Origin of the sequence: Heyndrickxia vini, from assembly GCF_016772275.1 — a bacterium.
GTDB classification, from domain to species: domain Bacteria; phylum Bacillota; class Bacilli; order Bacillales; family Bacillaceae_C; genus Heyndrickxia; species Heyndrickxia vini.
Genome location: NZ_CP065425.1, coordinates 995,866 through 1,017,967, shown reverse-complemented (window position 1 = coordinate 1,017,967; position 22,102 = coordinate 995,866). Strand labels below are relative to the sequence as shown.

Genomic DNA, 22,102 nt, shown 5'->3' with positions numbered 1-22,102 from the left:
TTAACTATCGGATCGATAAATATTCTGCAATTGGTCCTAACGATAAAACCGGTAAAAAGGTAAGAGCTCCAACGAGAAGAACTACCCCAATGAGTATTCCGATAAATAATCCATTGTCCGTCCGAAATGTACCAATCGTCTCTGGGACCCATTGTTTTTTAACAAGTGAACCTGCTACAGCCATTAAAGAAATGATGGAAACATAACGACCGAATAGCATAACAAGCCCGGTTGATATATTCCAAAACGGTGTATTATCCCCTAAACCTTCAAACCCTGATCCATTATTTGCAGCAGATGAGGTAAACTCATATAAGATTTGCGATATACCATGGAAACCTGGATTGGATATTGCGCCCTGGCCAAGATTAGTTAGGAATGAAATAGCAGTTGGTACAAGAATAATTAACGGGTGTGCCAATAATGCAATGGTAATCAGCTTCATTTCTCTCGGTTCGATTTTTTTCCCTAAAAACTCCGGGGTTCTGCCAACCAATAAACCACAAATAAAAACGGCAAGAATGGCATACATAAGCATATTGACTAATCCAACCCCATCCCCGCCAAAAACTGAATTCAGCATCATTAATGCGAGCGGAACAAGTCCTCCAATTGGGGTTAATGTATCATGCATATTATTGACTGTACCGGTTGTAGCTGATGTCGTTACCGTTGTAAAAAGAGCAGATTGTGCGATTCCAAATCGTATTTCCTTCCCTTCCATATTTCCTTGCTCCTGATTTAAACCAAGCTGATTGAAGAGTGGATTTCCTTGGCTCTCTGAATAATAAGCGAGTGAGAGAAATCCCATAAAAAGGATAAGCATTGTGCTAAAAATTACCCATCCTTGACTTTGCTTGTTTGCAAATTTTCCATACGTAAAGGTCAATGCCGCTGGAATACACCACATCATTAATATTTCCAGAACATTGGTTAATGGGGTCGGATTTTCAAATGGATGAGAAGAATTCGCACCCATATGTCCCCCACCATTTGTACCTAAATGCTTAATTGCCTCTAGAGATGCAATAGGGCCAACTGCGATGTTTTGAGATTCCCCTTCGACTGTTGTAGCCTGAACAGTCGGTTCAAGTGTTTGCGGAACCTTTAAACCGACAAGAACAATTGTCATGATGATTGATAAAGGTAAGAGAATTCGAGTGATTGCTTTTGTGAAATCTTCAAAAAAATGGCCAATCGTTGCTCCTTTTGAGGTTATTCCACGAATAAAAGCAATTGCAACGGTAATCCCAGTCGCGGCTGAAGTAAACATCATCATAATGATGACGGCCATTTGCGAAAAATAGGATAAACCCGATTCACCACTATAATGCTGCAGGTTTGTGTTCGTCATAAAACTAATAATGGTATTAAAGGCAAGTGTCGGCTCCATATTCCGAATTCCATTCGGATTAAAAGCTAAAGATCCTTGGATTAATAAAATGACAAAACCTATTACTACAAACACTACATTTGTTAAAATTAATGAAAGCGTATATTTTTTCCATGTCATTTGTGGTCGTTCTTTTAAACCTGAAATACCGTAAATCATTTTTTCCAGCCACATAAATGGTTTGTCGGTTTTATTGCTTTTATTTGAAAACACATGATAAATGTATGTCCCTAAAGGCTTAACTAACAATACCAACAATAGAATAACGATGAATAATTGTAATAGATCCATTTTTTTATCCCCTTTATTAATATTTCTCTGGGTGGATGAGAGCATACGTTAAATAGCCAAAGATCAACACAGTCATCACACAAACGATAATCATTTTTCTCCACCTCCCACTCCTTCAACTAGTTTGTCACACCAATTAATAAAACCTAAAAGCAATAAATAACAGCCACTAAGTATTAGAATCATCGTAATTAAAACTAAAGTCATATTCTTTCCTCCTTTGACTGATTTTTAACTTACACTTCAACTAGTCACTGCAATAAATCTTTACTTTTCTTCTTTCACCTCCAAAAAAAATAGACCAATACATACTTTCCCTCCGCTTGAGTATAAAAAGTTCCGGTCAGTAAATATGCATTCGATTTGAATGCCTCTGATTCGAATCATTTTTCTCAATTTTTTGGAGAAAAAGTACACATCGGTCTACCTAATGCCCAGCAAGCATTCGCTCCCTTTGCATTCTGTCTTCCAAGTATCCTTTTTTAAAAATAGGCAAAACAAAAAGACCTACTATTCATTCAAGTTTCCTTTTTGATTATGTATAGAACATAGTCAAAAAAGCACCTTGGTAAGGTGGTCTCTTTAGACCTCCTTCGCTTTAGCCGACGAAGTTAGCTGACGGGTAGGATGGCGAAAGAGAAGATCTCATCCCTTCTACAAACCGTAGAATTAACCCCAAGAAAGTGGTTCCTCCGTTCTCAATTTTGAGACTAGGCCGAAATATTTTTTATTATGACGCTTATTCTACTTCGCTCCTTGCTTATTTGTAAATTACGAAATTTAACGAAATCCGGTTGAATTTTCTCAATTTCCATATCATTTCTCAAATTATCTATTTATTACTAATTTTTTCGTAATATTTCGTTGGTTTTTTATTTTTTTATTTTTCTATTGACAATGGTAAACATCCAAAAGTAATATTATCTTCAAGATAATGGAATGGGGGCATTGACCATGGCAATAACAAAAAAAAGGTTAGAAGCGGATCTTAGTGAAGCCTTTATTAAACTTCAACGAGATCTTATTGGCCGTGGGCCACAAGAAACAAAAACATATATTGTCCATGATATGGTCATTGCTAGATTTAAGGGTGTTTTAACCATTGAAGAGAAACATTTAGTTAATCACCAATATGGTAAAAAGCTAGTGAAACAAATGCGTCAAGTTCTTAGGGAAATGTATAGCGAAAACTTCGAGAGAATTGTCGAGAAACTTACGAATTGTACAGTAATCTCAAGTCATAGTGATATTAGTACAAAAATGGGGGAAAGAATTGAAGTATTTATATTAGATAAGAATTTAGAAAAGCAATTTGAACAAGATTGATAGATTATCTATATGAATCTACTAAAAATACGCCTAGTAGTCTTGTACTAAGCGCATTTTATTTTTCGAATATCTATTAGTAAAACAATTATGAAACTTCAAGTGTAAATGGAACAGTCAGGATATTTCCATCAACATTAAATTGCCCCCAAATACGATAGATTCCTTTATTCGGAAAATACGTCATAAATGTAACTTCAGGTCCAGTCGTTTTCGTATAGATAGGGTGTACATGTAAAAAATGTTTCAAGTCTTTATCGATTGCTACCGCATGACCGATTGTTCCTAGATAGGGTTGAAGATCCTTAATTGGTTTTTTTGTTTGTTCATCGGACAATGTAAACGTGATATTCGTATTCTTTTTCGCTTTTAATTCATTTTCAAAGGAGAGTGTGACTTTCTTACCATCGATTACCTTCGTTAGATTTTTGTCGGGAACGATTGGTTTCGGTTTTGGCTCATCTCCCGCAACATGAATCCAATGATCTTCCAAACTGTATTCGCTCGCACCTACTGGTGTCATTTCAGCAGTCATTTTATAATCGCCGCCTGCCGGAAATTTCGTGGTGATTGTAAACTCGCCATTATCCTTTAATGTTGGGTGAATATGACTGAAATAGGATAAATCTTTACTGACAACGACTAAATGCATTTTCTTTTCGCTTACGGTTTCAAATTGTTTTATAAGTTTATCGTGTTTATCCTTAATTAAAATGGACATTGGAACATCCTCATTTGCTTTTGGATCTTTCGGCAGCGTCCAGTCTGATTTCGTTTCATCACCCGTTACCGGTATCATTGAGCTCATATCATGCTCTTTTACCGACATTGGCACTCTTGCAGCATTACAGGCCGACAAAAGAAGTGAAGTAATCACACCGAAAAACAGTAATTTTTTCTTACTCATTAATCTCCTCACCTATTCCTTTCGTAAAATCTTCAATCTCCCAGTATATTAGTTTTTCTTCCATATCCTTCAAATGATGACCACTATATTTTAACATAATTAATTCCTACTGTTTCACAAAAATAGCAAAAAGAAAAAGCACTGAACAAATTCAATGCTTTCCCCTTTTTTTAATGACCGCCAAGATAGGCTAATTTCACTTGATCACTACTATTTAATTCTTCTGGTGTTCCTGATGCAACCACACGGCCTGTTTCAATTACATAGGCACGATTAGCAATCGATAATGCCATATTGGCATTTTGTTCAACAAGTAATATCGTTGTACCTGACTGATTTATTTCTTCAATAATTTTAAAAATGGTTTTTACTAGAAGTGGTGCTAGTCCCATCGATGGCTCATCGAGCAGCAATAATCTAGGTCTGGCCATCAGTGCACGACCCATTGCCAGCATTTGTTGTTCACCACCCGACAAAGTTCCGGACTGTTGTTTTTTACGTTCCAATAAGCGAGGAAAAAGCTGATAAACTTTCTCGAAATCTTGTTTAATTCCAGCTTTATCTTTTCGTAAAAATGCTCCTAATTCAAGGTTTTCCTCAACGGTCATGTTGGCAAAAACTCTTCTTCCCTCAGGAACATGGGAAATTCCTTTTTTAACAATACTTTGTGCGGCATTCCCAGCTATGGAGCTTTTTTCGAACAAAATTTGACCTTGTTTAGGCTTTAGTAATCCAGAAATTGTTTTTAATAATGTACTTTTTCCCGCACCGTTTGCACCTATTAATGTGACAATTTCGCCTTGATTAATCGTTAGGGAGACTCCTTTTAATGCTTGGATGTTTCCATAAAATACGTTGATGTTCTCAATTGTTAGCATTATGAAACCTCCTCACCTAAATATGCTTCGATTACTTTCGGATTGTTTCGTATTTCGATTGGTGTGCCTTCTGCAATCAATTGTCCATGATCCAGAACGTAAATTCGTTGGCATACACCCATGACAAGCTGCATATCGTGTTCGATAAGCAGGATTGTTAAATCAAATTTTTCTTGAATAAAAGCAATTAATTTCATTAATGATTCCGTTTCTTGAGGATTCATTCCGGCCGCAGGCTCATCAAGCAATAGTAGGCTTGGTTTTGTTGCCAATGCTCGCGCAATTTCAAGACGTCTTTGTTGTCCATACGGCAAATTTTTTGCTTTTTCATTTTTATAGAAATCAAGATTAAAGATTTTTAGAAAATCAATCGCCTCCTGCTCCATCTCCTTCTCACCTTTAAAATGCGAGGGAAGGCGCAGAATAGAGCTAAATATTCCATGTTTAGCATTGGAATGATAGGCAACCTTAACATTATCTAAAACCGTTAGCTCGTTAAATAGTCTAATATTCTGGAAGGTCCGGCTAATTCCTTTTCTTGTAATCTGATAAGGGGCATTCCCATTAATCCGTTTTCCGTTTAATTCAATATTTCCCATGGTAGGTTCATAAACACCCGTTAATAGATTAAAAAACGTTGTTTTTCCTGCACCATTTGGTCCAATTAAACCAACCAACTCACCTTTTCTCAACTCCACATTTACATCGGAAACGGCTTTCAGCCCCCCGAATGTAATCCCTACATGATCTACTTTAAGCAGTGGTTTGTTTGTTTCCATTTTGTGTCCCTCCGCCAGCATCTTTGCTCTTTTTGAAGAATGATGTGATTTCTCTCGTCCCAAGTAATCCTTGTGGACGGAAAAGCATCATGATGATAAGGACTAATGAATAAATAATCATCCTTGTTTCGGCATAGTCTTGTAAAAACGTAGAAACAATCGTTAGTATGATAGCCGCAATCACTGCTCCTGATAGACTTCCCAATCCCCCAAGCACAACAAAGATTAAAATATCGAATGATTTTAAGAAACCAAAGTTCGTCGGTTGGATGATATAGAAATTATGAGCATATAATCCTCCTGCAACCCCAGCAAAAAAGGAGCCGATCGCAAATGCAATTACTTTATAATAAGTCGTATTGATTCCCATTGCATCAGAAGCAATCTCATTTTCTCTAATAGAAATACACGCTCGCCCGTGAGTAGAATTTGTAAAGTTGACGATTACAATAATAGAAATTAAAAGACAAGCATAGACCCATGGCCAAGTAGTTAAATTCATTACTTGCATACCACTTGCCCCACCAACATAATCAATATTCAAAAAGATAATCCGAACAATTTCTCCGAATCCTAAAGTAGCAATCGCTAAATAATCACCCTTTAAACGAAGACTAGGAATACCAATAATAAGTCCGGCAATAGTAGCAACAATTCCCCCTACAATTAAGGCAACAGGAAATGGCATTTCAAGCTTCATCGTCATTATCGCTGATGCATAGGCACCGACGGCTAGAAAACCAGCATGTCCAATCGAAAACTGGCCCGTAATCCCAATAATTAAATGTAAACTTATCGCTAGAATAATATTAATAGATAAAGTAAAGAGTGTATTTGTGTAATATGAATTAAGCACCTCACTACTAATTAGCCATTGGACAACTCCAAAAAATACTAAGGATATAATGACTGACAGCCAAAACCCTTTTGATTGTTTAAGTATCGACATACCTTCTCCTCCTTCTTAAACTTTCTCCTTGAAGTTTTTGCCAAATAGTCCTGATGGTCGAAAAATAAGTATAAGAATGAGTACGACAAAGGCAACACCGTCACGCCATAATGAATAGCCAAATGCACTGACAAGTGATTCAATGACACCTAATAATAATCCACCTACCATTGCTCCAGGAATAATTCCAATTCCACCTAAAACAGCAGCAACAAATGCCTTTATTCCAGGAATTAGGCCCATTAATGGTTCAATTTTTATATAATAAGTTCCGAATATTACGCCGGCAGCCCCTGCTAGAGCAGAACCAATGGCAAAGGTAGCAGAAATCGTACGATCAACACTAATTCCCATTAATTTCGCAGCTTCTGCATCATGTGATACGGCTCTCATCGCTTTTCCTGTTTTCGTTTTATGAACAATAAATTGTAGAACAATCATCAATACAATAGAAATGCCCAGAATAAATAATGATTGACTATTTATCGTAATACCTAAAAGGTGGATGCTTTTTGATGGAAGTGTATTAATAGGATAAGCCTCTGGTTGTGCACCTCTTAAATAAATCATTCCATATTCAATTAATAAAGAAACACCAATTGCGGTAATAAGTGCGGCAATCCTCGTAGCATTACGTAACGGCTTATAGGCGATTCTTTCAATTACTACTCCTAGAATTGCACAAACGACCATCGATATAATCAATGCCGGAAAGAAACCAAGATGCAAAAAAGTAATAGAATAAAATCCTATAAAGGACCCGATCATGAAGACATCCCCATGAGCAAAATTGATTAGTTTTACAATTCCATAGACCATTGTATAGCCCAATGCAATGAGTGCATAAATACTGCCTAGTGAGATACCGTTTACTAGCTGCTGAATAATCTCCATTGTCTCACTCCCCTTTAAATCCTTATAAACTCCAAATAGGGGGACACGCCCCCTATTTATTGCTATTCTTTTTATGGATTAATTTTTGCTTCAAATTTTTGTTCGCCGTTTACAAATTTTAAAATCGTTGCTGATTTAATTGGATTATGCTTATCATCAAGTGTCATTGTTCCGGAAATTAATTCAAGTCCTTTTGTCTCTGCAAGTGCTTTTTGAATTTTTTCCGGCTCAGAGCTGCCTGCACGTTTAATGGCATCTGTAAGGAGGTATAACGTATCATATCCAAGGGCATTGAACGCATCCGGAGTTTTATCTTTATACTTCGCTTTAAATGCCTTTACAAAATCTTGAATTTTCGCATCGGAATCTCCTGAAGAGTAGTGGTTCGTAATATACGAATTATTCGTTGCTTCCTTCCCACCAATTTCAATTAGTTTAGGAGAATCCCATCCGTCTCCACCCATAAACGGTACATCTAAACCTATTTCACGCGCTTGTTTCAAAATTAAGCCAACTTCTTCATAATATCCAGGTACAAACACAAATTCAGGATTTTTTGATTTAATACGAGTTAATGTGGAGCGGAAATCTGTATCTTTTTGTACATACGCTTCATCATTTCCTACAATTGTTCCACCGTTCTTTTCGAATGCTTCTTTAAATGCAGCAGCTAATCCTTTTGCATAGTCACTTGAACTATCGATAAGGATGGAAGCTGTTTTAACTTTCAATTCATTAGAAGCAAAATTCGCTGCGACTGTTCCTTGAAACGGATCGATAAAGCATGTTCTAAACACAAAATCATTTAGTTTTCCTTTATCAAAGGTAATAGTCGGGCTCGTACCGGTTGGAGTAATGAGCGGGATTTTTTTCCCTTGGGCAATTTGTACTTGTGCAAGCGTATTTGTACTTGTTGCCGCACCAATAATTGCCGATACTTTATCCTTATCTATTAATTTTGTTGCCGCACTTGTTGCTTCTGCAGCATCAGATTTATTGTCTACTTTGACTAGTTTAATTTTCTTTCCGTCAATTCCCTCTTTATTGATTTCGTCAAGAGCGAGATTCACCCCTTCTAAAATCGATTGACCGTAAGAAGCGACACCACCGGATAATTCGAGATTTGCCCCGATTAGTATCTCATCTCCGCCTTTTCCCCCACTCTTTGCACTGCCACAGCCGGCCATAAGTCCAGCAGAAAGCAAAAGTGACATCGAAATACCTAATATTTTCTTCATATCTCTAAGTTCCCCCTTTTAGATATAGTAAATTTTACTTATTGGAAGCAGGTATTTCTTCCTCCTCACTAATTATATTTTTATTATTCGAAATAAAAACCAAGTTCTGAAAATATTGTACAAAATAATATCTATTTAGTCTATATATTCCGATTATTTTTATTTATTAAAAATATTTCTGTTTCGATAATTAAATAAAAAAAGAAGATATACTTCATCAATCGAAATCTATCTTCTATTAAACATCTTATTTATTTAAGGTTATTGGGGAATTAGAATGAACCGTTCCTTTCCGCTACAGGGTGCTCGCTTTCCGTGGGGAGAAAGTCGAGCCTCCTCGGCGCTCCTGCGCCTGTGGGGTCTCGACCCTTCCTCTATGTCCCGCAGGAGTCTCGCACCCTTTCGCTCCAATCCACTCCGTGCTTTTAATATTGTTAAAAGCGACAATCTATTAGAAAAGAAGACTTATTTATAGAGTAAATAACATTTCAATTCCGGTGATTAAAATTCCAATAATAAATCCGCAGATGGCTCCGTTTACTCTTATCCATTGCAGGTCTTTACCGATATTGTTTTCTACCATGTCAATAAGTGTTTGATTGTCGAGTTTGTTTAGGTTTTCTTCAACTAGTCTTCCTATTTTTGAATGATTTTTTTCTACAAAGTTTGTGATTTGTGTGTGCAACCATGTTTCGATTGCCATCATTTTTTCTTGATTTCCTTTAAGCGATTGGAATAGCTCCATAATTAAAGGAATAAGATGTGCTTCCACAAAAGGACTATTTTGAATATAGTCAGCTAGTTTTCGTTGTACGTCAATCAGAATTTTTTCGATACTTTCAGACGGATCCCATTCTTCAAGTAACGATTGCTTAAATTTCTCTAATTCTTCAATGAGCGCTTGATTGTCTCCAGCATTATGTAAGAACGTTTGGATAGATAATAAAACCTTTTCCCGATCAATACTATTCGGATCTTGGAGATCATGAATTACATTACTTATAAGATTTTGAATGATTTTCCCCATTTTCTCTTCGTTAATTAAGCTTTGAAAGGATTTTAGAGCAAATTGCAGAAAACCATCTAATTCAATTTTATTTAGAGCAGCTACAGCCATACTACCAAGCTTGTACTTCGTTTCTTCTTTCGAAATCCATTTCTCCCCTTGTACCAATAGATAATCTAATCCTTTCTGATCAAGTTGGTGATCAAGAATTTTTTTGGATGTAGCTTCGAGAAGTTGTTGTGTTTTATACGAATAAAGATACTCCTTTATATATTTCGAAAGAATAGGAGCAAGCTTTTGGACGTCAATTTTTACAATCATTTGTGATAATAATGTTGCCATCGTTTTGTTTAATCGTGGTGATTGTAATTCACTTTCGGCTATATTCATTATTTTCTCTGTCATTTGAATAGTATTCAGTTTATCCTGAATACTTTTCTTAGAAAGCCAATCATTTTCTAGAGTAGAAATTAGCGCTTTCGTGATCCTTGAACGATTTTTCGTTAATAATGAAGTATGAGGAATAGGTATTCCAAACGGGTAACGAAAAAGTGCTGTGACAGCAAACCAATCTGCTAACCCCCCGACAATCCCTGCCTCAAATCCACCGTGTAAAAGTGCGATAATCTTCGAATCACTAAGTGGGAAAGTAAGTACAAAGCCCACTCCCATGATTGCTAGTGAAATACGTGCTAAGTGTTTTGAGCTTTTAACCATTGTATAATTTCATCCTTTAATATTTTTGAAATTTGCCTTTATTATCTATTGATATTTTCAATCCACAAAAAAGAGGATAATATCATATTACCCTCTTTATTATTTGATAATTCTCTTGAAAACTCAATGATTTTTTATTAATCTTTCCAACACTAAGGAATGAACTGATCGATATTAACTAATTATATACTTTTATTCACTATTTTATCGCTTGTCTCCCTATCCAACTCCGCTCTTAAATCTTTTAAAAAGACTTCTCCTTCAAAATATTTTAAACCATATGTTAGATTAAATTCATAATTAAAGTCCTGCGGATTTTGTCCTTGGTTATGTTGTATGATGGTTTCGGCTTTATCAAGTGCTTTTACGAAAACAGCTTCTTTCGTTACACCTTCCTCATATTCCTGCCACAAAGTAATTATTTGTTTACCAATTTCTGAAGGGAGAAAGCTTGCTAACTTTTCAATTGCATCCCGTTCTACTTTTGTCTTCTCTCCTCTATTTGACAACAATACCGCAGATTGATCTCCACTATAACGTTCACCAAGATCATGGATTAAACTCATGAAAAGTAATTTTTCATAGTCTAATTCCGGGAATTGTTTGGCTGTAATGGCTATGAAAAGCGTTAATCTCCATGAATGTTCAGCTGTGCTTTCTTGGCGTCCCGATTGCATACATGCCGTCCTTGTAACGGACTTCAACCCTTCAACCTCTTTAATAAAATTTATATATTTTTTTATTTCGTTCATTAAACTTCCCCTTTCCTACGATTTAGAACCACCTTCCACATTTAACCATCCTATTTTAAACACTAAAGCTGCCGATCAATAGTTAGCGATTCAAAATTTCATCGAAACACAGACTATGTTAGCACACCAATATCTCTAATAACCGGTTCTTAAATAAATGATTGTCAATACGTTTACATACAGTTGCATTAGGAAGATTGGTGCCAAAACCATCTGATATGGCTAACTTACTCCCGTCATTTATGATCACCTGGCCATAGGTAGCTTCTTCTATCGTGCATACATAGCAGTAACATAACTTGTCCTCAAGAACGATATCTTCCCACAATACAACCCCCATTGCTACCGCATCAGGCAAATCAACAAAATGCCCTCCAATTGCTTGGAGGTTGTATTCGAGAAGGCAACGATTACATTGCACAGCAAACATTGCTTCTTCCTTTTGGCTCTCCATTAAAAGTTTCATGTCTTCTCTATTCCAAGAGGCTTCCCCAAGGCAAATATCAAAACCGATAATAGTAATAGGTATTCCTGATTTCATCATAATGCTATATGCTTCTGCATCAACAAATACATTAAATTCAGCCACAGGTGTAGTGTTTCCGGGACCAAATCCAGCAGTGCCCATGGAATAAATACGCTTAACTTTCTTCATGGTTTCTGGTGCTTTTAATATTGCCAGGGCTATATTTGTAACTGGACCAATAGCAACAATTTCAATTTCTTCTTGATTTTTTTCTATCAAGTTTAAGATTGCGTCAACTGCGTGACCAAGTTTAGGCGAAGTAGTAGGATGAATTAAGTCATCATCTCCCATACCGTCATCACCATGGACATTTACTGCGGTTACAAGATCTCTCATTAGTGGTTTAGCTGCTCCTACATAAATAGGTGGCTGTTGAGCATTCGTTACTTCAACGGTCATTAAGGCATTTTTAGTTGCTAGTTCCACAGGTACGTTGCCACAAACAGTCGTAATCGCCAGCACATCAACTTCCGGCGATTTAAGTGCCATTATTAATGCAACTGCATCATCACTCCCCGTATCTGTATCAATAATTAACTTTCTCATACTTTGACCTCCATTTCCTATTTGGCCATATTATATAATTCTACTTATAATGAAGATAGGTCAAATGACCAAAAATCAAAAAGAAGGTAAAGTCATGAATTTGAAAAATATAGTGAATCACGCACCTGCACAAATTAAAAAAGATTTTACTTTTAGAACACACGAAAAAGGGAGTCTTATTCTTCATCCAGATGAGCAAAATGATTACCTATTCATACTTACAACAGGTATGGCAGAGGTATACAGGCAAAGCTATGTGGGTACAATGTTCTCCTTATATATTTATCACTCATACAGTTGTTTTGGTGAGATTGAAATTTTCAACGAAAACATTAAAACACTGGGGGTTATTGCAAAACAGAAATGTGAAACGATCGCTATCCATAAAGAAAAGGTTTTTGAGTGGATGAAATCAGATTTTGACTTTAATCTTTACATCGTGAAACAGCTTGCATCAAAATTGACTTTAAGTTCAGATATTGCAGCGAAGTTATCACTACTAACGGTGAGCGATCGTGTATTGCTAAGTATACACAACCATTATAAAATGGGGGATTTACATACCCTTACGAAACAAATATTATCTAGTGAGGTCTGTGCTCCAATTAGAAGTTTAAATCGTTCAATAGCTCAATGTGTAAGCGAAGGATTAATCGTTTATAAAGATAAAAAATTCCACGTAAATTCGATTACAAAACTCGAAAAACATGTAGAAAGTTATTCGTTAAGTTAAGTCAAGAATAACGATGAAATAATTATGCGTTAGGATTAACAAAAACCCCGATTTATTAAATCAGGGTTTTTGGGTATTCTTAAGTTGTTTTTTCCTATCCTTTTTCAAAAGGTTATCAATTTAAAAATTAAGAAGCTTCATTCCCGTTCCATTTCTTCCTATCTTCTACTGTTAATATACCGAGTTCATGGTGATCTCCTTCAAATAGTGCCCCTTGTACAAAGCGGACTTCTCCTTCAGAATTAAGAACTTCTAATTTGCAGTACGCACGATTTTTTTGAAGGGCTTTATAAAACTCTTTATTATTTCCAGTGAGTTGCCCGTTGCATTTATAAATAATCTCTCCTGTTTGGAGCCCTAATTTTTCAGCGGGAGAATGAGGGATAACGGCTAAAACGATAAGCCCATTTTTTCGTGGTGTAAAATAATATGGCGCCGCGTTTTCACGGACACGATGTCGATAAGATATCCACCCTCTGCCAACGATTGCGATGATCACTGCGACTATTGATAGAATCGGCACCCACATTCCTGATATAGCAATGGCTGAGATAACCATTCCTAATGCGATTACCTGTTTCCCAATCCGTTTTACCGCTAATTGAGGCAAAGTACTTTGAATTTGCTGTTGAAATCCTACAGCAAACGGTACAAGAATGAAAGAATACGAGCTTGTCCCAAAGTCAAAAGTCGGCCACCATTCGAAAGGTGCCGTTAATGAACCAATTGGCAGAAAACAAAATACAGGGATTAGCCATATTCGTTTGACCTGATGGGCACCTACAACTAAACCTCTTCTACTATTTCGGAGGATTGGCGAAAATTTCTTTGAACCATTTCGTATCATTTGTATGCCTTCACTAATTAACAATAACCCTAGCAATACAATAAAACCGTGTAAACTATTATCAGATGGATGTTCTGAAATGATAGGAAGATTCCAATTTAATTGTTTCGCTAAAAATAGCAAAACAAATGAAATTCCAAGCGTAAATGCCGGTGATAAAAAGCGGAAATTTCCTAAAAGCGTAAGCACAATGGTTATAATCGCTAATACGGCAACGATGGAGTAAGAAATTGTTAACCCACTTCCTATTGTAATAATAGAAAGGATGAACCCGATGACTATTCCTGCAGGAAATAAAAAACGTAATTCTTGCAGCGGTTCATTCACTCTTATATGAAAATCACTTCGTTCCCTTTTCACTCGAACAATACCCGAAATGACAGCGAAAATAATAGAATAGTAGAAAATTGGATGTAGAAACATCTTCCCAATCCCTTTTAATATTTCCATTATCCACATTTGAGTCATACTTTTTCACCACCTGCCTACAAAACTATCTATTATTTCTATTTTATCAGATTGTGCAAATAAAACCTATCAAGTATTGGCAAAAAAAAATAAGGAACAGTGTTCTGTTCCTTACTTCTTAAAGCTTTTAAGTGCAACTTGCAGCTGCAGGTCGTTTTTTTCATTTTTTACAGCTAAAGTAATTTCTTCTTCTAACGATTGGGCTGTTTTTGGATCAATTTCTCCTGTTGCCGGAAGCCCCGCTTCGTTCTGAAATGCTTTTACCGCATTTTCGGTTTGTTCATCATAATATCCATCAGCCCTTCCAGTAGCATATCCAAGTCCATCAAGCATTTGCTGTGCGATTTTTATTTGTTCATTATTCATATCAACAGTCATTGTTTTTTCTACTTCTAATGGATGGATATAAAAATAATCAGGTTGCTTAATTTCAATATTTGGCTCAATTCCTTTATGGTGAATCCAATTTCCATTAGGGGTGAGCCATTTAAACATGGTTAGCTTAATCGTGCTTCCATCCCCCATTGGAACAGCCTGCTGAACGGTTCCTTTTCCAAATGTCTTTTCGCCAATCAATGTATATCCTTCAGCTTCCTTTAATGCACCAGCAAGGATCTCGGAAGCTGATGCACTTCCCTCATCTACTAATACAGAAATAGGATATTCTTTGTTTTGTTTTAATTTGGAGTAGTATGGAAGCTTTTCCCCATCGCGCTGTTGAATCTGATAGGATGGTTTTTGATTCGTAACTAAAACACTTAAAATCTCTTCTACACTTACTAAAAGTCCGCCCGGATTTCCTCTGACATCAATGATTAGTCCATCCATTTTTTGTTTTTCCAGCTTACTTAATTCTCTTTTAAAATCAGCTGCTGTATTTTGTGAGAACTGAGTAATCTCAATGTATCCAATTGATTGGGATCCATCTTCTTTCATGCTGGCAAATACAGTTTCCATCGGAATTTTATCACGTTTCACTTTAATTTCGAGAGGGTCGCTTACACCTTCACGTTTAATTTCAAGTGTTACGGTTGTCCCTTTTTTCCCACGAATCTTTGTTGTCACTTTATATAGATCGAGACCTTTAACACTCGTCCCATCAACTTTGACAATTTCATCTTTCGGCTTTAAACCCGCTTTTTCCGCTGGAGAGTTTTTATAAGGTGCAACAATTATTGCTTTTCCATCCTTTGATGTCATTTCGGCACCGATTCCTTCAAACGTTGATTCGAGAGATTCATTAAATTGCGAAGCTGTTTTTGCATCCATATAGACTGAATATGGGTCATTTAACGTGCTGACCATTCCTTGAATCGCGCCCTCAACTAATTTACTTTCATCCACTGTTTCAACATAGGAACCTTTAATTAAATCATATGCTTGGGCAATTTTCGCTAAGTCCGGTAGTGATTTTCCTTTGTTTTTTGCATAATCAACCATTTGGTTTTCTTTTGCAGAATCTTGAGTTTGTATTGGCTCTGGCTCCAGCCACTTCATTCCTATATATGTACCGCCAGCCCCAGTGACTAATGCCCCTGAAACCATAACGGCCATCCATTTTCGATTCATGTGACTCCCCCTAATTTGTTAGGATTCAACGCTGTTAATATTTCAATATATGTGTGAAAAGGACGAGTTATGATGATTCTATTATTAAAAGAGGTGATTAATTTTCCTTCTATTGGGTAGAGTATTTTCTATTCCTTTCAATATTTGTTTATAATAAATTTATAGAGAACTCCTTTTTAGTTTGTGAAACTTTTATCATGATAAAAAAGTCTATATAATGCGTTTTTGTTTTATTTATCGAGGGGGAAGTCATTTTGAGTTGGCTATTTCATTTAATCGATCAGTATGGATATTTAGTTCTATTTATTTCTTTGATGCTAGAATTAATCATAGTTCCTATCCCTAATGAAATATTGATGAGCTATGTTGGTTTCCTTGTCTACCAACATAAATTAAATTTATATTTAACCATTTTATTTGGTGGACTTGGCGGAATAGTGGGAGTAAGTATTTCCTACTGGATCGGTTACAAATTGGGGAAGCCATTTTTTAATAAATATGGAAGCAAAATTCATATGGGACCTGACAAAATTGAAAAAATTGCGAAATGGAATAAAAAATATGGGAAAGGTTTATTACTCTTTTCTTACTTTATTCCCGGCGTCCGTCATATTACCAGCATCTTTTCAGGTGTTACACGTATCCCTTTTAAAACATTCGCCATTTTTGCTTATATAGGTGTCTTTATTTGGGTAGGAACGTTTATTAGTTTAGGTAATATTTTCGGTCCAAAATGGGAGTCGTTTCATAATGAGGCAAAAATATATGTTACACTTGCCTGCATTGGCATCGGTATTGTTTATTTAGCCTTTTATTTAATAAAAACAAACAGAAAGAAAATTAAAGAAAATATACTTTTGTTAATTGAAAATACATTTAATCGATTCAATAGTTTTTTAAAAACAAAGCTCTTGATATTTGGAGCGCTAATTGCTTTCATTGGTCTCATCTTTCTAATCGTTGGAATGATACAAGATTTCATTGCCAATGAATTTGGACAGTTTAATTCGATTACAAATACCATCATTGCGTATGCATTTAATGAACGCTGGAAACATGTGATGACACTTTTTAATTCAATGTCGGATTGGAAAGTACTTTTAGTATTCATACTTTTTACTGCCCTTTGGATTTCCGTGAAGGGGGAAATTAAGCGGATTGAATTCCTTTATTTTTTAATGAGTATCTTAGGGGCTGTCTTTTTAGGAAAAGGACTTAATATTCTTTTCCATTACGTTACACACGGAAAGGAATTATTTAGTCAATCCTTTCCAAATGAACAGGCATTAAGCTGTTCCATTATTTATTCGTTTTTTATGTACGAAATCATTCGTCATAGTAAAAGTACTTTACTCAATTTGCTCACCTTTTTGATTGTTATCTTTATTTTACTAGCAATCGCTGCAAGCGAAATTTATTTAGGAATCCATGTTCCAAGTGATTTTGCCGCTGGATATGCTTTTGGTGGGGTTTGGGTATGCTTTATGATTCTATTATTAGAAGTCTCACGACTGATCAAGTTGATTAAAGAAACTGATTTTAGTAAGCAACATAAATAATAGAGAAATCGGTTTTTTGTGACGGGTTTACTCTAGATGTGCAAACGTACTTGAATTCACAATATAATTCACAGTGCGTTTTTTTATTGATTTATCAACATTTTGGAGAATTTTAATTGCTTACCGTTTTCTAATTTACACAGGGTAACCAATCGTAAAAAATAAGCGTAGTTTCTCCGGTTATACGACAGAATAGAGCTTGGTTAGGGGGATATAAGCGGAGCTTTTCCGATTAAGCACAACAAAATTACCTATTTTCATGTTTTTCGAGTCAATAGTCGGAAAACTTCCGTCTATTGAACCTAATTTCAGTGCCCTTTTCCAATTAAGGGGAATTTCTCCGCTTATTATCAAACGTCGTTTTAGCATCTAATGCACTTGTTGTTTTGTTAAAAAGAAGCTTAGAGATATTTACATCTCTAAGCTTTTTGACTGTGAATAATGCTGTGAAGTTTTAGTGTGATTTACAAGTTTTGCACCTCACAAGTACATTCGTAAGGTTTGGACCCGATTTCTTTTTTTCTGTTCATTTAATGGATTGATATTCCCGTCTTTTCTTTGTTGCTGAGTGTTGGATGATGTCTACAAAATCTTCGATCATCGCACTTGCAGTTGCAAACTTTCCAGCTCCAGGGCCTTGAAGGGTTATTTTTCCGACTAAACTCGCTTCTACTGCAATGGCATTTTCAACACCTTCAATTGAATAAAGGGGATGATTCGAATCAACGATGATTGGCTGAACGGATGCTACTAAAGAGTGGTCATTAAAAGAAATTTCAGCAATATGTTTAAAACGTTGTCCCCGTTTTTCTGCTTGTTCAATCTGTTCCTGCGTGATTGATTTAATACCATCTATTATTACTTCCGACCAGTTAGGTTGTTGATTAATGACTAATTGACTTAAAATCATTAATTTATAAAAAGCATCAATCCCGCTTATATCGTTCGTTGGGTCAGCTTCTGCATATCCCTTATTCTGAGCAAGTTGTAGCGCATCAGCAAACGAAAGCTTTCGTTCTCTCATTTCAGTTAAAATAAAATTAGATGTTCCATTTAATATCCCTTGAATTTTGGTTATTTGATTTACTTGTAAGAGCTGTTTAATGGTTCGAATGATCGGAACGCCTCCAGCTGTCGTAGCTTCAAAGCCGATATTCACTTCATTTTCCTGTGCCCTTTGAATTAGTTCATGACCATGATTAGCAAACATTTCTTTATTGGCAGTAACCACATGGATTCCTTTTTCAATGGCTTGGAGCAAATAGGATCTACCGGGTTCCTCCCCAACAATTGCCTCAAAAATCACGTCTAAATCTGGAATTTCGATAATATCCTCAAAATTGGTTGTCACAAGAATATTCGCATCAATCATTCTTTCTTTTGTTTGATCACGAATAAGAATCGCAACAATCCTAACTTCTTTTCCCAAAAGTTTTCTAAGCTGGGCTTGATGTGATTGAATAGCACTGTAAACACCTTCACCCACCGTTCCAAAACCTAACAATGCAACTTTAATAACTGACATTACTAACTCCCACCTGCCTTTACCAAACTTCATTTCTTTCATCGGGAAGGCATTTTATACAAATCATCATCGGCACCACAAATTTACCAATATATTGAAGTACGGTGCCAGGCACCTTAGATTAAACTGTTACACTTGTTGCTTTGAGAATGGCTTGGTTTAGATCGTCCGTAATATCTTCCACGGCTTCAAGTCCGACGGATAAGCGAATTAACTCTTCCGTCACTCCTGATACTTTTAGCTCTTCTGCACTTAGCTGTTGATGGGTAGTCGATGCCGGGTGAATAATTAATGATTTGGCATCGCCAACATTTGCTACATGTGACCATAATTGAATGTTATCAATGACTTTACGCCCTGCTTCTCTTCCGCCTTTAATTCCGAAATTGACAATGGATCCGAATCCGCCTTTTAAATATTTAACTGCACGGTCATGTGATGGATGTTCTTCGAGACTTGGATGATTGACCCATGAAACTGCAGGATGGTTTTGCAAAAATTGTGCGACTTTACCTGCATTTTCATTATGCTTAGGTACACGCAAGTGCAATGTTTCCAATCCTTGTAATAACAAAAACGCACTATCCGGACTTAAACTTGCACCGAAATCTCGCAAAATTTGTACGCGTAATTTTGTTGCAAAGGCTGCTTGCGGAACATCGACACCGTAGCGGATACCATGATAGCTCAAGTCTGGTTCTTTAAAGTCTGGGAATCGATCACTGTTCCAGTCGAATTTTCCTCCATCAACGACCACTCCGCCAATGGTTGTTCCGTGTCCTCCGATCCATTTTGTAGCTGAATGGATGACTACATCCGCCCCCCACTTAATAGGGTTTGAAAGATAAGGAGTACCAAATGTGTTATCAACGATAAGTGGTACTCCATTTTCGTGAGCAACCTTTGCAACTTCTTCAACATCGAGAACATGTAGGCTAGGGTTTCCGATAATTTCGGCAAATACTGCCTTTGTTTTTGGTGTAATCGCTGATCTAAAATTTTCCGGATCTGTTGCATCAACGAATTTTACGTTAATACCATATTTCGGAAGTGTATTTGAAAACAGATTAAATGTTCCACCATATAAATTTCCAGCAGCGACGATTTCATCCCCTGCTCCGGCAATATTTAGGATGGAGAAGGCAATTGCAGCCATTCCTGAAGACAGCCCAACAGCGGCTGTTCCACCTTCTAATAGGGCAATTCGCTGTTCAAAAACATCTACTGTCGGATTGCCGATTCGCGAATAGATATAACCTTGCTGTTCTAATGCAAATAAACCTTGTGCATGATCGGTATCTTTAAATACATAGGATGTTGTTTTGTAAACAGGAACTGTACGTGAGCCTGTTGTAGGATCCGGTTCTTGCCCTCCGTGCAGTAATAATGTTTCGGGTTGAAATTGTTCGCTTGTCATTTTACATTCCTCCAAAGTTTTTGATTTTTTCGCTAGGCGAGTCGAGAGATTCCTGAAGTGTTATCGTTGGTGGTTTTTATACGAAGGGAAGCAAAAAGCCCTCTTCATAAGAAGAGGGCTCATTAATAGGTTCCTCCCCTTATCTTTCAGATCTCTATTGGATCTGTAGGAATTAGCACCTTTTCAAGCAAATTTGCTTGAAGGTTGCCGGGCATCAAAGGGCCTAGTCCCTCCGCCGCTCTCGATAAGAGTGATACATTTAGTTTTTTTGGAAAATTTAAAATTGCTCTTGTTTTGCATTATAGTAGACGAATTGTTACTTCGTCAACCTTTTTTTTAAAAGTTTTTCTAAAGAATAAACTATGACCGTTACTTTCCGCTACAGGAACCTGCTTTTTCGCGGTGAGAAGTCGAGCCTCATCAGCGCTTTGCGCCTGCGGGGTCTCGACTTTTCCTCTATATCCCGCAGGAGTCAGGTTCCTTTCGCTCCAATCCACTCTGCACTTGTTAAAAGCAACAATCCTTCGGAAAAGGAATTTTTCAAACCGAAGCCTGAATGGCTTTATCAAATTGTTTAATGATATCATCTGCATCTTCAATTCCTATCGAAATTCGCACAACTTGTTGGTTGATTCCTATGTTCTGCTGTTCTTCGAGTGACAGTGCTCGGTGGGAGGTACCTAACGGGTAGGATACGGTCGTTTCAACACCGGCTAAAGTAGGTACAATTTTCACCCAGCCCAACGATGAAAAGAATCGATGGATATCACATGTGTCTGCTAATTCTATTGTGACAATCGCTCCATTTCCTCTACTTGAAAGATCGGTAGGATAATAGACTTTTTTCACATAGGAATTTCGATAGAGTGACTCCGCCAATTGTTTCGCATTTGCGGATTGACGTTCCATACGTAATGCCATTGTTTTTATACCACGGCAAGTAAGCCATGCTTCAAATGAGCTCAAATTGCTTCCGAGATTAACTACCTTTTGACGTGCTTTCGACATTAATTCTTCACAACCAACAACTACCCCGGCTGTTACATCGCTGTGACCACCCAAATACTTCGTCGCACTATGGGCGACAATATGGATACCCTCCAGATAAGGATTCAACAAATATGGCGTTGCAAAGGTATTGTCTACCATTGTATACAACTTATATTCCTCACCTAGTTGCACAAGTTTGTCAATCCGTTCAACACGCAAAAAGGGATTCGTAACTGTTTCGGAATATAATAGTTTTGTATTATCCCGTATTGCGTGCCGAATGGCAGCTTCATCAGCAAAGTTGACAAAGGTTGTTTCAATTCCTAGATTTTTTAATTCCTGCTTTAATAGATGATGTGTACCACCATAAATGTCTTCAGCTGCAACGATATGATCCCCAGCTGAAGCAACAGATAACACACCGGCTAGAATTGCCGACAATCCCGAGGAGGTTGCCACCCCGCTTGGTGCCCCTTCAAGACTTGCCACCATTTGTCCTAGTTCATCTGTGTTTGGATTGCCCGTTCTCGTATATAAGTATGACGCATCACCATCATAAAAACCCTCAAGTTCCTCTAATGAATTAAAAGTAAAAGCGGAGGTTTGAAATATCGGTGTGGTTTTACTTCGAATATGGTTGGTTTTTTTTAAAGATTGATGAACGATTTTCGTTTCAAATGATTGATTCACTATGCAAGCACCTCTAATTATAAAATGATTTCAAATTTTATAAATTGTACGCCCATTCCGTGTTTTTGTCAAAAAAATAATAGTTACTGTTTATTCTCTCAA

Annotated in this window: 19 protein-coding genes and 2 riboswitches; of the genes, 3 read left to right on the top strand and 16 right to left on the bottom strand. The window is 36.7% G+C overall.

The features are described 5' to 3' along the window. Window positions 1-4 precede the first annotated feature (4 nt). Together kdpA and I5776_RS21785 are read right to left on the bottom strand one after the other, a co-directional pair. Window positions 5-1,684 carry a potassium-transporting ATPase subunit KdpA gene (gene kdpA / locus I5776_RS05060; RefSeq protein ID WP_202779267.1) on the bottom strand — a complete coding sequence of 560 codons (1,680 nt, stop codon included), beginning with the start codon at window positions 1,682-1,684 and terminating at the stop codon, window positions 5-7. A 16-nt stretch (window positions 1,685-1,700) separates the two neighbouring features. Then, entirely contained in the window at window positions 1,701-1,760 is a 60-nt protein-coding gene (locus tag I5776_RS21785; protein ID WP_425490369.1) for a potassium-transporting ATPase subunit F, read from the bottom strand. A 509-nt stretch (window positions 1,761-2,269) separates the two neighbouring features. After that, a riboswitch (cyclic di-AMP (ydaO/yuaA leader) is annotated at window positions 2,270-2,411 on the bottom strand. 227 nt (window positions 2,412-2,638) lie between these two features. Between I5776_RS21785 and I5776_RS05050 the strand changes: the two genes are divergently transcribed. After that, complete coding sequence (locus tag I5776_RS05050) at window positions 2,639-3,010, top strand: Na-translocating system protein MpsC family protein (protein WP_108070118.1); 372 nt, start codon at window positions 2,639-2,641, stop codon at window positions 3,008-3,010. An 88-nt stretch (window positions 3,011-3,098) separates the two neighbouring features. Here I5776_RS05050 and I5776_RS05045 read toward each other — a convergent pair whose 3' ends face one another. The 9 genes from I5776_RS05045 to I5776_RS05005 all read right to left on the bottom strand — a co-directional run bounded on the left by I5776_RS05045 (window position 3,099) and on the right by I5776_RS05005 (window position 12,202). Further along, entirely contained in the window at window positions 3,099-3,917 is an 819-nt protein-coding gene (locus tag I5776_RS05045; protein ID WP_202779266.1) for a DUF8832 domain-containing protein, read from the bottom strand. Between the two features lie 170 nt (window positions 3,918-4,087). Next, window positions 4,088-4,795 carry an ABC transporter ATP-binding protein gene (locus tag I5776_RS05040; protein WP_202779265.1) on the bottom strand — a complete coding sequence of 236 codons (708 nt, stop codon included), beginning with the start codon at window positions 4,793-4,795 and terminating at the stop codon, window positions 4,088-4,090. Continuing rightward, window positions 4,795-5,574 (bottom strand): ABC transporter ATP-binding protein, encoded by a 780-nt coding sequence (locus I5776_RS05035; protein ID WP_202779264.1) that lies wholly within the window; start codon window positions 5,572-5,574, stop codon window positions 4,795-4,797. Before I5776_RS05035 ends, I5776_RS05040 begins: the two co-directional genes overlap by 1 nt. Then, complete coding sequence (locus I5776_RS05030) at window positions 5,549-6,523, bottom strand: branched-chain amino acid ABC transporter permease (RefSeq protein WP_202779263.1); 975 nt, start codon at window positions 6,521-6,523, stop codon at window positions 5,549-5,551. Before I5776_RS05030 ends, I5776_RS05035 begins: the two co-directional genes overlap by 26 nt. Before the next feature lie 15 nt (window positions 6,524-6,538). Continuing rightward, window positions 6,539-7,417: a branched-chain amino acid ABC transporter permease gene (locus I5776_RS05025; protein WP_202779262.1), complete on the bottom strand. Its 879-nt coding sequence runs from the start codon at window positions 7,415-7,417 to the stop codon at window positions 6,539-6,541. Window positions 7,418-7,488: 71 nt separating this feature from the next. Continuing rightward, window positions 7,489-8,655 carry an ABC transporter substrate-binding protein gene (locus I5776_RS05020; RefSeq protein WP_202779261.1) on the bottom strand — a complete coding sequence of 389 codons (1,167 nt, stop codon included), beginning with the start codon at window positions 8,653-8,655 and terminating at the stop codon, window positions 7,489-7,491. A 469-nt stretch (window positions 8,656-9,124) separates the two neighbouring features. Then, on the bottom strand, window positions 9,125-10,378 hold the full coding sequence (locus tag I5776_RS05015; RefSeq protein WP_202779260.1) for a DUF445 domain-containing protein: 1,254 nt from the start codon (window positions 10,376-10,378) through the stop codon (window positions 9,125-9,127). Between the two features lie 182 nt (window positions 10,379-10,560). Then, entirely contained in the window at window positions 10,561-11,130 is a 570-nt protein-coding gene (locus tag I5776_RS05010) for an HD domain-containing protein (protein WP_202779259.1), read from the bottom strand. 118 nt (window positions 11,131-11,248) lie between these two features. Then, window positions 11,249-12,202, bottom strand: a complete 954-nt coding sequence (locus I5776_RS05005; RefSeq protein WP_202779258.1) for a nucleoside hydrolase — start codon at window positions 12,200-12,202, stop codon at window positions 11,249-11,251. Between the two features lie 49 nt (window positions 12,203-12,251). Here I5776_RS05005 and I5776_RS05000 point away from each other — a divergent pair, with 49 nt between their 5' ends. Continuing rightward, complete coding sequence (locus I5776_RS05000) at window positions 12,252-12,935, top strand: Crp/Fnr family transcriptional regulator (RefSeq protein ID WP_246483926.1); 684 nt, start codon at window positions 12,252-12,254, stop codon at window positions 12,933-12,935. Between the two features lie 127 nt (window positions 12,936-13,062). On the opposite strand, the gene I5776_RS04995 is transcribed toward I5776_RS05000, so the two are convergent. Both I5776_RS04995 and I5776_RS04990 read right to left on the bottom strand, forming a co-directional pair. Continuing rightward, entirely contained in the window at window positions 13,063-14,250 is a 1,188-nt protein-coding gene (locus I5776_RS04995; protein ID WP_202779257.1) for a PDZ domain-containing protein, read from the bottom strand. A gap of 111 nt (window positions 14,251-14,361) precedes the next feature. Continuing rightward, window positions 14,362-15,819, bottom strand: coding sequence for a S41 family peptidase (locus tag I5776_RS04990; protein ID WP_202779256.1), 1,458 nt, complete (start codon window positions 15,817-15,819; stop codon window positions 14,362-14,364). Window positions 15,820-16,073: 254 nt separating this feature from the next. Here I5776_RS04990 and I5776_RS04985 point away from each other — a divergent pair, with 254 nt between their 5' ends. Further along, window positions 16,074-17,378, top strand: a complete 1,305-nt coding sequence (locus I5776_RS04985; protein WP_202779255.1) for a VTT domain-containing protein — start codon at window positions 16,074-16,076, stop codon at window positions 17,376-17,378. Between the two features lie 526 nt (window positions 17,379-17,904). Here the strand turns inward: I5776_RS04985 and I5776_RS04980 are convergent. The 3 genes from I5776_RS04980 to I5776_RS04970 all read right to left on the bottom strand — a co-directional run bounded on the left by I5776_RS04980 (window position 17,905) and on the right by I5776_RS04970 (window position 22,000). Continuing rightward, a complete protein-coding gene (locus tag I5776_RS04980) occupies window positions 17,905-18,945 on the bottom strand; it encodes a homoserine dehydrogenase (RefSeq protein WP_246483925.1) in 1,041 nt (346 codons plus the stop codon). Between the two features lie 79 nt (window positions 18,946-19,024). Beyond that, entirely contained in the window at window positions 19,025-20,320 is a 1,296-nt protein-coding gene (locus I5776_RS04975; RefSeq protein ID WP_202779254.1) for an O-acetylhomoserine aminocarboxypropyltransferase/cysteine synthase family protein, read from the bottom strand. A 136-nt stretch (window positions 20,321-20,456) separates the two neighbouring features. Then, window positions 20,457-20,571, bottom strand: a riboswitch (SAM riboswitch). A 289-nt stretch (window positions 20,572-20,860) separates the two neighbouring features. After that, the gene (locus I5776_RS04970) at window positions 20,861-22,000 is read right to left on the bottom strand and encodes a trans-sulfuration enzyme family protein (RefSeq protein WP_425490335.1); all 1,140 of its coding nucleotides are present in this window, start codon (window positions 21,998-22,000) and stop codon (window positions 20,861-20,863) included. Window positions 22,001-22,102 lie beyond the last annotated feature (102 nt).

What these genes read in the sequence shown, in the direction of transcription:
- kdpA (WP_202779267.1), bottom strand. Translation starts at nt 1,684, where the DNA reads ATGGATCTATTACAATTATTCATCGTTATTCTATTGTTGGTATTGTTA.
- I5776_RS05050 (WP_108070118.1), top strand. Translation starts at nt 2,639, where the DNA reads ATGGCAATAACAAAAAAAAGGTTAGAAGCGGATCTTAGTGAAGCCTTT.
- I5776_RS05045 (WP_202779266.1), bottom strand. Translation starts at nt 3,917, where the DNA reads ATGAGTAAGAAAAAATTACTGTTTTTCGGTGTGATTACTTCACTTCTT.
- I5776_RS05040 (WP_202779265.1), bottom strand. Translation starts at nt 4,795, where the DNA reads ATGCTAACAATTGAGAACATCAACGTATTTTATGGAAACATCCAAGCA.
- I5776_RS05035 (WP_202779264.1), bottom strand. Translation starts at nt 5,574, where the DNA reads ATGGAAACAAACAAACCACTGCTTAAAGTAGATCATGTAGGGATTACA.
- I5776_RS05030 (WP_202779263.1), bottom strand. Translation starts at nt 6,523, where the DNA reads ATGTCGATACTTAAACAATCAAAAGGGTTTTGGCTGTCAGTCATTATA.
- I5776_RS05025 (WP_202779262.1), bottom strand. Translation starts at nt 7,417, where the DNA reads ATGGAGATTATTCAGCAGCTAGTAAACGGTATCTCACTAGGCAGTATT.
- I5776_RS05020 (WP_202779261.1), bottom strand. Translation starts at nt 8,655, where the DNA reads ATGAAGAAAATATTAGGTATTTCGATGTCACTTTTGCTTTCTGCTGGA.
- I5776_RS05015 (WP_202779260.1), bottom strand. Translation starts at nt 10,378, where the DNA reads ATGGTTAAAAGCTCAAAACACTTAGCACGTATTTCACTAGCAATCATG.
- I5776_RS05010 (WP_202779259.1), bottom strand. Translation starts at nt 11,130, where the DNA reads ATGAACGAAATAAAAAAATATATAAATTTTATTAAAGAGGTTGAAGGG.
- I5776_RS05005 (WP_202779258.1), bottom strand. Translation starts at nt 12,202, where the DNA reads ATGAGAAAGTTAATTATTGATACAGATACGGGGAGTGATGATGCAGTT.
- I5776_RS05000 (WP_246483926.1), top strand. Translation starts at nt 12,252, where the DNA reads ATGAAGATAGGTCAAATGACCAAAAATCAAAAAGAAGGTAAAGTCATG.
- I5776_RS04995 (WP_202779257.1), bottom strand. Translation starts at nt 14,250, where the DNA reads ATGACTCAAATGTGGATAATGGAAATATTAAAAGGGATTGGGAAGATG.
- I5776_RS04990 (WP_202779256.1), bottom strand. Translation starts at nt 15,819, where the DNA reads ATGAATCGAAAATGGATGGCCGTTATGGTTTCAGGGGCATTAGTCACT.
- I5776_RS04980 (WP_246483925.1), bottom strand. Translation starts at nt 18,945, where the DNA reads ATGAAAGAAATGAAGTTTGGTAAAGGCAGGTGGGAGTTAGTAATGTCA.
- I5776_RS04975 (WP_202779254.1), bottom strand. Translation starts at nt 20,320, where the DNA reads ATGACAAGCGAACAATTTCAACCCGAAACATTATTACTGCACGGAGGG.